This window comes from Paenibacillus glycinis, assembly GCF_009909185.1.
Classification (GTDB): Bacteria; Bacillota; Bacilli; order Paenibacillales; family Paenibacillaceae; genus Paenibacillus_Z; species Paenibacillus_Z glycinis.
Genome location: NZ_JAAAMV010000003.1, coordinates 152,083 through 164,708, shown reverse-complemented (window position 1 = coordinate 164,708; position 12,626 = coordinate 152,083). Strand labels below are relative to the sequence as shown.

The 12,626-nt window shown below is 62.5% G+C and carries 10 protein-coding genes, 1 tRNA gene and 1 riboswitch; of the genes, 6 read left to right on the top strand and 5 right to left on the bottom strand.

Translation table 11 applies throughout. The features are described 5' to 3' along the window. Nucleotides 1-3: 3 nt before the first annotated feature. Nucleotides 4-1,455 carry a spore germination protein gene (locus GT019_RS07400; RefSeq protein ID WP_235947142.1) on the bottom strand — a complete coding sequence of 484 codons (1,452 nt, stop codon included), beginning with the start codon at nucleotides 1,453-1,455 and terminating at the stop codon, nucleotides 4-6. 252 nt (nucleotides 1,456-1,707) lie between these two features. Between GT019_RS07400 and GT019_RS32260 the strand changes: the two genes are divergently transcribed. Then, complete coding sequence (locus GT019_RS32260; protein WP_268896030.1) at nucleotides 1,708-1,842, top strand: hypothetical protein; 135 nt, start codon at nucleotides 1,708-1,710, stop codon at nucleotides 1,840-1,842. Between the two features lie 181 nt (nucleotides 1,843-2,023). On the opposite strand, the gene gluQRS is transcribed toward GT019_RS32260, so the two are convergent. The 3 genes from gluQRS to GT019_RS07385 form a co-directional block, all read right to left on the bottom strand. Further along, on the bottom strand, nucleotides 2,024-2,980 hold the full coding sequence (gene gluQRS / locus GT019_RS07395) for a tRNA glutamyl-Q(34) synthetase GluQRS (RefSeq protein WP_161742414.1): 957 nt from the start codon (nucleotides 2,978-2,980) through the stop codon (nucleotides 2,024-2,026). Between the two features lie 74 nt (nucleotides 2,981-3,054). Continuing rightward, nucleotides 3,055-3,131, bottom strand: a tRNA-Asp gene (locus GT019_RS07390). Between the two features lie 108 nt (nucleotides 3,132-3,239). Then, nucleotides 3,240-4,094, bottom strand: a complete 855-nt coding sequence (locus tag GT019_RS07385; protein WP_161742412.1) for a manganese catalase family protein — start codon at nucleotides 4,092-4,094, stop codon at nucleotides 3,240-3,242. Between the two features lie 368 nt (nucleotides 4,095-4,462). Between GT019_RS07385 and GT019_RS07380 the strand changes: the two genes are divergently transcribed. After that, a complete protein-coding gene (locus tag GT019_RS07380; RefSeq protein ID WP_161742411.1) occupies nucleotides 4,463-5,023 on the top strand; it encodes a TetR/AcrR family transcriptional regulator in 561 nt (186 codons plus the stop codon). A gap of 125 nt (nucleotides 5,024-5,148) precedes the next feature. Then, nucleotides 5,149-5,901, top strand: coding sequence for a 3-oxoacyl-ACP reductase family protein (locus GT019_RS07375; protein ID WP_161742409.1), 753 nt, complete (start codon nucleotides 5,149-5,151; stop codon nucleotides 5,899-5,901). A gap of 190 nt (nucleotides 5,902-6,091) precedes the next feature. Here the strand turns inward: GT019_RS07375 and yicI are convergent, their stop codons facing one another. Continuing rightward, entirely contained in the window at nucleotides 6,092-8,416 is a 2,325-nt protein-coding gene (gene yicI / locus GT019_RS07370; protein ID WP_161742407.1) for an alpha-xylosidase, read from the bottom strand. A gap of 123 nt (nucleotides 8,417-8,539) precedes the next feature. Here yicI and GT019_RS07365 point away from each other — a divergent pair, with 123 nt between their 5' ends. From GT019_RS07365 to GT019_RS07355, 3 genes are all read left to right on the top strand, one after another. After that, nucleotides 8,540-9,424 (top strand): AraC family transcriptional regulator, encoded by an 885-nt coding sequence (locus tag GT019_RS07365; RefSeq protein ID WP_161742405.1) that lies wholly within the window; start codon nucleotides 8,540-8,542, stop codon nucleotides 9,422-9,424. A 307-nt stretch (nucleotides 9,425-9,731) separates the two neighbouring features. Then, a complete protein-coding gene (locus tag GT019_RS07360; protein ID WP_235947140.1) occupies nucleotides 9,732-11,933 on the top strand; it encodes a PrsW family glutamic-type intramembrane protease in 2,202 nt (733 codons plus the stop codon). Then, on the top strand, nucleotides 11,933-12,262 hold the full coding sequence (locus GT019_RS07355; RefSeq protein WP_161742403.1) for a hypothetical protein: 330 nt from the start codon (nucleotides 11,933-11,935) through the stop codon (nucleotides 12,260-12,262). Before GT019_RS07360 ends, GT019_RS07355 begins: the two co-directional genes overlap by 1 nt. An 87-nt stretch (nucleotides 12,263-12,349) precedes the next feature. Further along, nucleotides 12,350-12,546, top strand: a riboswitch (cobalamin riboswitch). The last annotated feature ends 80 nt before the right edge of the window (nucleotides 12,547-12,626 follow it).

Below are 12,626 nucleotides of genomic sequence, written 5' to 3'. Positions count from 1 at the left end.
CGCTCACCTTGCATTCTTTTTCGCTTTGGTTTCCTGGGGCAGCCGCGTCATGAGCTTGCGCGGGACCCGCACGAGCGTATCCTTCAGGTCGGACAGCATGAGCGGCGCCAGCGGCGCCATATAGTGGGCGCCGAAGGAGCGGATGGACACCAAATGGATGAACAGCATGAACACCCCGCACATCAAGCCGAACAAGCCCATCACGCCCGCCATCAGCATGAAGACGAACTGCACGATCCGCTGCGCGATGCCGAAGCTGTACGTCGGCGAGATGTAATTGGAGATCGCGGTCAGCGACACCACGATGACCATCGACGCCGAGACGAAGCCGGCCTCGACCGCCGCCTGCCCCACGACCAGCGCGCCGACGACCGAGATCGCCTGGCCCGCGATGCGCGGCATGCGAAGCCCGGCCTCCCGCAGGATCTCGAACGTGATGAACATGATCAGCGCTTCGACGACGGCGGGAAACGGCACTTCTTCCCGCTGCGCCGCGATGCTGATCAAGAGCGGCGTCGGCAGCAGCTCCTGATGATAGCTCACGATGGCGATGTAGAGGGAAGGCACGAAGATGGACAGGACGAAGGCGAACATGCGCAGCCAGCGCAGCAGGGTCGCGATATCGGCCCGCTGGTAATAGTCTTCGGGCGACGAGAACAGCTGGAAGAACGTGATCGGGCCGGCAAGCGCCATCGGCGTGCCGTCGATCAGGACGGCGACATGCCCTTCGAGCAATTTCGCGACGATGCCGTCCGGGCGTTCCGTGCTGATCAGCTGAGGGAACGGGGACAGCGTCTTGTCCTGGATCCACTCTTCGATATAGGCGCTTTCCAGCACGCTGTCCGTTTGGATCGCGTCAAGCCGCTTCCGGAATTCGTTCACGATTCCTTCGTTCGCGATATTGCCCATGTAAGCCATGCAGACGTTCGTAGCGGTTTCCGAGCCGATGACGAACGATTCGAAGATCAGGTTCGGGCTCTTGAGCCGTTTGCGGATCAGCGCCATGTTGACCTCGATATCTTCGACGAAGCCTTCCCGGGGTCCGCGGATCGAGGATTCCGTCTTCGGCTCCGTGATGCTGCGGTAATCGCCTTTGGCGACGTCGCAGCTCAAGAAGCCCGGGGCATGCTCGGCGACGAGCACGCATTGGCCGTCGAGCAGCTTTTTCACGGCGGCAGCCGTGCCGGCCGCGATCGTTTTGTTCGCGATGGGGACCAAGCTCGATAACGCTTCCGGCGCGGCGGGCTTCGAGAAGCCCTCGTTCCGTCCGGCGGCGTATGCTTCCAGAATCGGCTTCAGGATCAGCTCGTCGATCTGCTCGCAGATCACGATGGAAGCGAGATAGATGCAATGGACGCGGTCGTCGTCGCGAAGCGGCGCGGACTGGCAGACGAAATCCGGGGACTTTCCCAGCTGCTGCTTGATTTCCCCGACCGTCCGTTCGCCGATTCCCAATGCCGCCGCCTCCCGATTTCCATGAATTAACTGTTTCCATGTTGCCCTGCGCTTCTCGTTAATATACGCGGCCCCGGACGGCGGACGCCGGCGGCGGCGCAATCGGCCGGCAGCTTTTCCGGAGGCTCTCGCTTGCATGCCGTTCGATTGCAAGCGCATAGGGCCGACCGCCCGAAACCCGACTCGCCTGCCGTTCGCCGTGCATGAAATCAACCCCTCCCGCCCATCTTAGGTGGGATGGAGGTGAGAGCAATGACGGGAAGAAACAATAAGCCGAAGCGAAGAGGCCCCGAGTCGCATCCGGGCCGACTCGACCAATACGGCGAGAAGCTGGCCGAAGGCAGCGGCACGAAAGCGATGCAGCCGAGCAACGACGATAGAAGCTGATGCCGAGCCGATGAGAACGCAAAAAACGTCGCCCGCTACGGGCGACGTTTTTTGGTAGCGGCATTCAACGGAGGCTATTTGCTGCGCTGCTCAGGCATCGAGAAGAGGTTAGGCATGTCGCGCGGCGTCCGATATTCGGAACCACGGCATCGGCGGCATACGCGATTTCCGCGGCATCCGATCAGGAGAGCAGTCTTTGGAGCATCTCGTCCGTGATCCGCAGATCCTTCGAGGTGACCCGGCCGAGCCGGAATTGTCCGATGAGCTCGGCGGCGCGGACCGGCTCCGGCTTGTCGGTCAGCCCGCTGACGGCGGCCAGCCAGCCGACGACCTGCTCGGGCGAGGCGCCGGCCGTTCGCAGCGCGGCGAGCGACAGGCCGCCGTTGCGTTTGGCCAGCCGGCTGCCGTCGGGGCCGAACATCAGCGGCACGTGGGCGAAGCGGGGCGCACGCAGCCCCAGCGCCTCGTACAGCTGCAGCTGCCGGGGCGTGGAGTCGATCAGGTCGGCGCCGCGCAGCACGTCCGTGACGCCCATCGCGGCATCGTCCACGACGACGGCCAGCTGGTAGCTGATCATGCCGTCGGCGCGCTTCACGATAAAGTCGCCGCCCGCTCCGGGCGGAAAGCATTGCGGTCCGGCGACGCCGTCCTCGAAGGAGACGGGCTGCGAACCGGCGGCATAGCGAAGCGACGGCCGCTTGCGGAGGCTGAGCTCCGAGCGCCGTTCAGACGTAAGCGCGCGGCAGGTGCCGGGATAGACCGCGCCTTCGCTGCCGAGGCCGTGCGGCGCGCTCGCTACCGCCGCGAGCTCGGCCTTGCTGCAGAAGCAGGCGTACAGGCTGCCGGCCCGCTCCAGCTTGGCGAGCGCTTCCTCGTACAGGGCCATTCGCTCGCTCTGCGTATACGGCCCGCGCCGTCCGCCGACGTCGGGCCCTTCGTCCCAGTCGAGGCCGAGCCAGCGCAAATCCGCCAGCGCCAGCTCCGCGAGCTCCGGCCGCGAGCGGGTCGTGTCGACGTCTTCCATGCGCAGGATGAACGTGCCTCCGGCGCTCCGCGCCTGCAGCCAGGCAAGCAGCGCGGTACTGGCGTTGCCGATATGCATCGGTCCCGAAGGGGTAGGGGCAAATCGTCCTCTCATGGCGGGCGCGGTCTCCTTTCTATGCAAAAATGAGCAGGGAGACAAGCTCCTGCTCAAAAGGTTGGTATGAAGGATGGCGGAGCCGACGGGATTCGAACCCGCGGTCTCCTGCGTGACAGGCAGGCATGTTGGGCCACTACACCACGGCTCCGCATTAACAAGACAAGCACTATCATACCATGCCCGGCATTCCCGGCGCAATAGATTTCTAACTCAAGCGAGCCGATAAGCGTTGGCCATTAGAGGCGTTTCTGTTCGATTAACGCTGCATGTCGACCAAGCCGGGGCTGTGCTCGTTCGGCATATCCGGCAGCTGCGGCACCGGGAAGCCCTGCGGAGGCGGGATGACCGCGAGCTGGCCGCCGTTGCGGCTCGGACTTTGACCTTGGAAAATTTCTCCGATGCGGGTCGCGTCCAAGCGGAAATTAAACTGCGCGTTGTGGTAGCCCATGTCGACGAATTTGCGGCATTCGGGGTATTTGTTGATGTCGTAGTTGGGGATGGGAAAGCTCTTCGCCCAGTCCACGCCGAGCGTCTCGAGCGCTTTGGCGAAGGCGTTCTGATGGGCGTTGTCGCGCACGATCAGGAAGCCGAGCGTTTCCCGGAGCGTTTTGTTCGAGCTCATCTCGTAGATGCGCGACTTCTGCAGCACGCCCGTCGACTCCAGCACGACGTTGTTGAGCAGGTCCGCGATCAGGTTCCCGTGCGCGTACACGTACGAGCCGCTCCATGGGTTGCCGCCGGCGTCGACCGGCAGCGAGCTTTTGGCCGCCATGATGTAGTGATGCGGATTGGCGAGCTTGACGGCTTCGTCGATCGGAGCCGCGTCGGTCCCGGCATTCCCGGGCTCCGACAAGCCCGATTCGTTCAGCAGCTGATTGATCGTGCTTTGCACGAGCTCGACATGCGCGAGTTCCTCCAGAAACACCCCGCGTATGAGATCGCGAAACTGCTTGTCCTTGCCCCTGAAGTTCGCGCTTTGAAAAGAATACTGCATCATCGTGCGCATCTCGCCGAACTGTCCGCCCAGCGCTTCCTGCAACACCTTGGCCGCGGCGGGATCCGGCCGGTCCGGCTGAATGACGTTGATCAATTCTTCCTTGTAATAGTACATGCGTCGTTCACGACCCTTTCGTCTCATAGGTTGGAGGCTGCGTTTTCCATCCGTCCGTAGTATCCCTTGCGGGCCTTTTCTTATGTAGGCATTCGGTTGTAAAGACGTCGAGGCTGCGCGTGAATTCATGCGCGGCATAGAACGGCCGGTGACTGCGAGCATGATTATCAATTAGAACGAAGTACCGCAATCGGCGACGAAACGACGAAACGACGAAACGACGGAAGGAGGCAAATCGCAGTGACGATGGACGCGTATCCGATCTGGGCTGCCGGGGGGTTGAGTCAAACGATGCGGAACAATCGTTCCGAAAAGACTTGAATTTCAACGCGCCATGATTTAGAATCAACGGCAGGGGATGATCAATGATGTCGAGAAACAAAACGTTTAACATCGACGACGCAATCGAGCAAGCCATGCACGTCTTTCGCGGCAAAGGATATGAAGGCACCTCGATGCAGGATCTCGTGGACGCGACCGGCCTCAGCCGCAGCAGCATTTACGAGACGTTCGGCAGCAAGAAGGACCTTTATCTCGTGTCGCTCGACCGATACGAGGACCAAGCGCATGATCTGACGTCCGTGTTGTATGGAACAGGTCCGGCCAAGGAATTGCTGTTGGCTTTTTTCGACCGATTAATCGTACACAATATGCCGCAAAGCTGCCTGATGGTCAACGCGTCGCTCGAGATGTGCGATCATCCCGAGGTGAACGGCCGAATCAAGGCCAACGTGGCCCGCAACGAGAGGGCCTTCTATCAACTGCTGACGCGCGCGGCTTCGAACGGGGAGCTCAAGGGCAATCCCGATCTGCGGGCCCTGTCGCAATTTCTGGTCAACACGATGCAGGGGATAACCGTCACGGCCGTTACCGCGGACCGGCAAGCCTTGGATAATATCGTCGCGATCGCGCTGCATTTCTTGCGTTAATTTTTTTTAGCCTTTATCGGAACGATCATTCCCCAAATAGTCGTTTCACTTCAGCCATTGTCTTATTTTTTTTTTTGTTTATTTCCGGAACGATCATTCCCGATAATGCAGAGGAGCGCGTAACCATGACCATTCAAACAAGCGGTTTAACAGGTAAAACAGCATTCGTGACCGGAGGATCCCGCGGCATTGGCGAAGCGATCGTCAAACGGCTTGCGAGCGAGGGGGCGGCCGTCGCTTTCACGTACGCCAATTCCGCCGTGAAGGCGGAGCAGCTGGCGAAGGAGATCGAGGCAGGCGGCGGCCGGGCGCTGGCGATCCGCGCGGACGCCCAGGACGCGGATGCCGTGAAGAAGGCCTTGAACGAGGCGGCCCGGACGCTCGGCGCGATCAATATTCTTGTCAACAACGCGGGATTGCTTAACGTGAAACCTTACGACCAATTCACGATGGACGAGTTCGACCGAATGGTCGCCGTCAACATTCGGGCCGTGTTCGCCGCCGTTCAAGCAGCCGCTCCGTCGATGGTCGAAGGCGACCGCATCATCACGATCGGCAGCGTAAACGCGGACGCCAGCGGATTTCCCGGGATGAGCCTGTACAGCATGAGCAAGGCCGCCGTAGCGGGGATGACCCGGGGTTTAGCGCGCGACTTGGCGGCGCAAGGCGTGACGGTGAACAATATCCAGCCGGGACCGGTCGACACGGACATGAATCCGGCCGAAGGTGCTAACGCGCCCTTCCTGAAATCGCTGATGGCGCTGGGACGATACGGTACATCCGCGGAAATCGCGGGGCTGGTCGCATACCTCGCCTCCCCGGAAGCCGCCTACATCACGGGCGCGTCCATCGACGCGAACGGCGGGTTCATGATTTGAGCCGCCGTCCAATCTCTTGAATCGCCGCCGGTCCGATCCGCATTTGATCGGACTGGCTTTTTTTATTATGAGGGCCGAGGAAAGGAGCGTCAGACGCACCGCGGACGCGCTATTAGTCGGGATTATCCCGTCCTAAAAGCAAAATGCGCCGTCTGCGGCAGGAACCGCAAACGGCGCAAAGCGCGTTGCCTTACAGCCGAACGATTACTCGCGCGGCGCCGGCGACAGGCGTAATCCGCACGCCTTCCGCGCCGGCGTCGGCTTGGCCGCCCTGCACGGAAGCGACGCCGTTCGCGCCGCGAAGGAGCAGGCTCCAGCCTTCGGCCTTGCCGTCGACGTCGAGCGTGATCGTCGCGCCGCTGCGGACGGCCGTCGCGGTAAAGGCCGTTTCGCCGGTAACGGTCGGCACGACGGCGGAAGCGGACGCGCCGTCCTGAAGCGCGAACAGCTGCAGCGTCGTGCCGGCGGCATAGTCGTAATCCGGACGGCCGTCTTCGGCGCCGACCGCGATCAGCGAATTCTCGCGGACGAACAGCGGCAGGCCGAAGTAATCGAAGCGCTCCTTGCGCCAGCCCCCGCCCTCAACCTGCTCGCCGGTCAAGTAATGCGTCCACGCGCCCTGCGGCAGGTAGTAGACGGATTCGCCGTCGGCGTTGAAGATCGGCGCGACGAGCAGGGATTCGCCGAGCATATACTGGCGGTCGAGGTAATCGCTCGTCGGATCGTCGCCGAATTCCAGCACCATCGCGCGCATGACCGGCAAGCCGATCTTGACGGACTGGACGGATTGGCCGAACAGGTACGGCATCAGGCGCAGCTTGAGCTTCGTGAAGTGGCGGAGCACGTCGACCGCTTCCTCGTCGAACAGCCAAGGGACCCGGTAGGACGTGCTGCCGTGCAGGCGGCTGTGGCTGGACAGCAGGCCGAAGGCGACCCAGCGCTTGTACAGGTCCGGCGTCGCGCTCGCCTCGAAGCCGCCGATGTCGTGGCTCCAGAAGCCGAAGCCGGACAAGCCGAGCGACAGTCCGCCGCGGAGGCTCTCCGCCATCGATTCGTAGGTCGCCTCGCAATCGCCGCCCCAGTGCACGGGGAACTGCTGGCCGCCGGCCGTGGCCGAACGGGCGAATAGCGCGGCTTCGCCGCGGCCGCGTTTCTCTTCCAGCAGCTCGAAGACGACCTTGTTGTACAGCTGCGTGTAGTAGTTATGCATCTGCCGCGGATCGGAGCCGTCGAAGTAGACGACGTCCGTGGGGATGCGCTCGCCGAAGTCCGTCTTGAAGCTGTCGACGCCCATGTCCATCAGCGCGGCCAGCTTGCTCTTGTACCAGTCGCATGCCGCGGGATTCGTGAAGTCGACGAGGCCCATGCCGTACTGCCACAGGTCCCACTGCCACACGCTGCCGTCGGGGCGCTTCACCAGGTAGCCGAGCGCCGCCGCTTCGTCGAACAGCGGGGAACGCTGCGCGATGTAGCTGTTGATCCAGACGCAGATGTGCAGGCCTTTCGCTTTCAGGCGCTCCAGCATGCCGCGCGGATCCGGGAAGACGCGCTCGTCCCATTCGAAGTTGCACCATTCGTATTCCTTCATCCAGAAGCAGTCGAAATGGAATACCGCCAGCGGGATATCGCGCTCGGCCATGCCCTCGACGAAGCTCGTCACGGTCGCCTCGTCGTAGCTCGTCGTGAACGACGTCGTCAGCCACAAGCCGAACGACCAGGCCGGCGGCAGCGCGGGCTTGCCGGTCAGCGACGTATAGTTGGCGAGCACGTCCTTCAGCGTATCGCCGCCGACCACGAAGTATTCCAGCGACTCGCCGGCGACGCTGAACTGCGCCTTCGACACCTTCTCCGACGCGACCTCGTAGGAGACGAGCTCGGGGTGGTTGACGAATACGCCGTAGCCGCGGTTGGTCACGTAGAACGGCACGTTCTTGTACGCCTGCTCCGAAGCCGTGCCGCCGTCCTGGTTCCAGATGTCGACGGACTGGCCGTTCTTCACGAACGGCGTGAACCGCTCGCCGAGACCGTAAACGGTTTCGCCGATGGCCAGATCGAGCTGCTCGCGGAAATGATGGTTCCCGTCGGCGGCTTTGACGTAGCCGGTGGAGCGCGAGCCGCTGCGCGTCAGCTTCCGTCCTTTATAGGTATAGGTAATGGAGATCGGATGGGCTTTCGTGATCGTGACGGCAGCGTCGCCGCTCTTCAAGCTGACGAACTGCGCCGTGTTCTCGATCTCGACGGGCACGCGGTCAGCCGTATGCAGCGGGAACGAGTCTGGGCCGGGACGCTTCGTTCCCTTATGATGGTAGAACTTCGCGCGGATGATATCCTTCATCGGGGAGGAGAACTCCATCGTGATCAGAGGCGCGTTCAACGTGTTGCCGCGGGTCTCCAAATGCCGGTTCGTCGCGTAAACGGTAATGCCGTCCGCCCCGACCGCCACGTCGTGCACCTCGTACGGCGAGATCACCTCGTAGCCTTCGCGGGTCATCCAGTAGCCATCGCTGAATTTCATCCATCTTCATCCTCTCGTCATCTCGTTGATATCTGATATAGCTAACAGTATACTGATTGAAATGGTTAATATCTTGTATTATTATGCTGATTATTAGCAGTATTCTGATTCGGAGGCGGTACGATGGACAGACGGCATCTGCGGGAAGAGCGGCGGCACGGCAGTCCCGATTTTCCGGTCGGCATCTACCGCATGGAGCGGGCGGCCGGCGATCCGATCCTGGACTCCCACTGGCACGAGGAAGCCGAATTTCTGGCGGTCGAAAGCGGAGAAGCGGTCTTCCAGATCGGCTTGTCCGCGTATCATGCGGAAGCGGGGGACGTATTGTTCATTCCGGGCGGGGAGCTGCACGGCGGCTATGCCCGGAACGGCTCGGCCTGCTCGTACGCGGCGATCGTGTTTCGGCTGGATTGGCTGACGAGCCCGGGAGATGGCGCGGACCGGCGGTATTTCGAGCCGCTGCGAAGCGGCCGCGCGGTGCCGGAGCCGCATGCCGCGGCGGCGAACGGACTCGCTCCGGCGCTTTTCCGCCATCTCGGTCCGCTGCTGGAGCTCGAGCATGCGGACGATCCGGCGAAGCCGCTGCGGCTGAAGGGCGGGCTGTACCAGCTGTTCGCCGAGTATATCTCGCGCGACGCCTTCGTCCGGGGAGAATCGAGATCCGCGCTCGACGCGCATACCCAGGATCGGTTGAAAGCGGTGTTGACCTACATCGACGCGCATTATGCGCGCAGGCTGAGCATCAAGGAACTGGCGGCCGAGGCTGGCATGAGCGAAGGGCATTTCTCGCGGGTGTTCAAATCGTTCATGCGCAGGACGCCCGTCGAATACATCAATCTGCAGCGAATCCGGACCGCGGCCGCGCTGCTCGCCGAACGAAGGACGACGGTCGGCGAGGCGGCGCTCGAGGCCGGTTTTGACAATTTCAGTTACTTCTGCAAATTATTTCGTTCCGTGTTCCAATGCACGCCGTCCGAGTACCGGAACCGGGACCGGGCGGTCGAATGAACGGCCTCGGCGGCCATACGCTGGATCCGGAACGCCACCGCGTATTTGCGGCGCGGCTTTCGGCCTTGATGCCGTCCTTGCTTACGGCCGGCGGCGATAAGCGGCAAGTCCCGCGTCAGGCCGTACCCCAAGACCAAGACCTTCTCCCGAACCGGGAGCGAGGTCTTATTTTCGTCCCCGGACTTTTCATCGCGCGCGCGAAAGGGTAAACATTAACATTTGCTCATCCGGGCATGATTGCGGCGCGGCGGCGCATATCCTGGTGTCGCGCGAACAATGATCGGGGAGGGAGTCCGACACGAATACCTTGTGGCACATCCGTACCGGCATCCGGGACGCGCTGGAATCGGGATACCGGCTGTGCAAAGCCGCGCTGAAGCGGTATCCCGCGATCCGCCTGGCGTATGCGGCATTCTCATGGCTGTCGCTGGCGGCGCTTGCGCTCAGCTTGATCTTCGTGGAACAGTCGCGCGCGATGCTGATTCAATATTTGTGGTCGTTCTACGTCGTGCTGCAGTTCTGGGTGCTGTGCCGCGGCAAAACGCTGCCTTGGCGGCAGGCTGCGCTCTGCGTCATGGCCGGCGCGCTGCTCGTGGTGCCGTTCACGGCGCTGACCGTCAATGCGGTCCATGCGCTGGCCGGAGGAAGGACGACGGATACGTGGTCGCAGGCCGGGCTGACGCCGATCGCGGAGGAAGCATGGAAGCTGCTGCCGCTCGGCGCGATGCTCCTTTTCTCGCGGCGGGCATCCGCGTTCAGCCTGAGCGATTTCGCCATGATCGGGGCCGCCTCCGGGGCGGGCTTCCAGCTGGCCGAGGAGCTGTCCCGCCGGTGGACGAATACCGGCGCCATCGCCGATAGGTACGGCTACAGCTACACGATGCTGGGCGGGGAGACGATCCACTGGGACTTGTTCGACTTGTTTCCGGGGCGCTTCGAGGAGAGCATCCTGCCGTCGCTCATGACGGTCAGCCATCCCGTGCATACGGCCATGATCGCGCTCGGCTGCGGAATGGCCTGTCGGCTGCGCGATCGCTTGGGCAGGGCCGCATACCTCTTCCCGCTGGCGCTGCTGCTGTGGGCGATCCTCGACCATGCCGCCTACAACGGGCAGAACCGGCTGCCGGATTGGGTGATGACCGTTCACGGCTGGACCGGCAGCGGATACGAGACGAAGCAGGTGTTTCTGTTGATGCTGAAGCAGGTGTTTCTGTTGATGCTGGCCATTGCGGTAATCTGGGACTATGCGTCCCTGAATCTCATGCGGCGCAGGCTTCCCGCCCTGCCGGGCGAGTCCTTCTTCAACCCGTTCTCCGAGCTGTGGAGCATGGGCGAGGCGCTGTTCGGGGGCCGCAGCCGCGGCAGGTTCGCTTACCTGCTGGCCTTCTATCGGGAACGGCGCGAGCTGGCGTTTATCCTGCTGCACGGAAACCCGGAAGCGGCAGGCAGGGAAGAGCGCGTCAGGGAACGGATGAAGCGGCACTACCGGGCGGCGGCCGGGCTCGCCGCCGTGCTCCTCGCGATCGGCGCGATCGCCGGCGTTCACGCGTTCGCGTTCCATCCGGTCTCGGTTCCTTCGGGCGATGCGTGCTTCGCCTGCATGTTCGACTCGCTCCAGAACTGGTGGGACCGGCTGAGCGGATTCGAGCAAGGCGCGATCATCGTCGGCGCGCTGGCGCTCTCGCTGCTGTTCTTCGAATTCTGGCCGGCGCTCGGCATCGCGCTCACCGTGCCCGGCATCGCCGGAAGCGGACACGAGATCGCGGACGACATCCGCGATCCCAAGCGGCTGCTCACGCCCGAGAACGCGCTCGCCGCGGCCGTCGCCATCCTGCTGAGCCGTCTGCCGATCGGCAAAGCCATGGAATGGATCGCGAAGAAAGGACGCGAGCCGCTCGAGAAACGATTCAAAAAACTCGGTCGAGAGAAGCCGGACCTGCCCGATGCCGGCAAGCCGCCGAAGCGCGAGGAACCAAGCGGGCCTAAGCCGGACAGCGACGAGCCGGATCCGGGGAAGGACGGGAAACGATCGGATGACGAAGACGACGCCGGCAGCGAAGAGAAGGACGATTCGGCACCCGCGGCAGGGAAATCGTATCGCGAGGTCGAAATTGTCGACCAGCAGGGCAATCCCGTCGGGGAATTCGACGAGATCGACGCGGAGAAGGGCATATTCTACGAGGACAAGACGGCTAGCGGGCTCGACAAAGTCAATCCGCGGACGGGGCTGCCGGCGCAAACGCCCCAGCAATTCGCCGACAGGCAGATCCTTGCGAAGACCCGCAACCGGATCAACAATATGGCCTCCAATGCCGTATCCACGCGGGCGACCGCCCATGGCTCGGCGGACATCCCGTCGCTCGAGCAGATCAAGGCGATCAAGCGGTTCGTCTTCCGGCTGGACGGGGACACGCCCGCGCTGCGAAGCGCGGTGGAGAACAGCCTGAACCGGCTGAGGGCCGAATTTCCGGACCATACGTTCAACGTTCTATTTAGGGGGAAACCGTAATGTCGATCAGTGCATTCATGCCCGAACCGTCGGGCGAGTACGAGAAGCTGTTCAACGTGCCGGTAGCGACCGAGGCGTTCTTCGGCGAATGCTGGGAGCCGGCCGCGGAGGCGCTGGGGCTGCGGTGGGTGCCGCTATTCGCGCCCGGCATCGAGGTGACGAAGGCGGATTTGCCCGACGTGCTGGAGGAGCTCGCGAAGCTGAAGCAGTGGGCCGCGCGCGGACTGGACGGCGATCGGCAGGCGCTGATGCTGGCGAGGCTCGATCGGCTCGCCGAGGAACTGCCCAAAGCGCTCGAACGGGACGGGGCCGTCGTGTATATCGGTTGACGGAACGGACGGACGGGCGAATCTGCGACTCTCGCGGCGGAAATGATAGACAACCCCTCCGAAAGCCGTTATGATGAATGGAAATTGAATACATGGATCCGTAAAGGTGCAGGCTTTGCCACGCAAGCCTGCTTAAAAGGGAAGCCCGGTTAAAATCCGGCGCGGTCCCGCCACTGTAATTGAGGAGCGACTCCACAAGGCGCCACTGGTTCGGCATTGAACCGGGAAGGCTGGAGAAGCGATGAATCATGAGCCAGGAGACCTGCCTTTACGCGAATGTTTTCTGAATTCCTCGGGGGGTGGGAATTGGAAATGATCATGGATGCGCGCGACTTCGCTTCGAAGCCGATGCGCTTCTATTGCG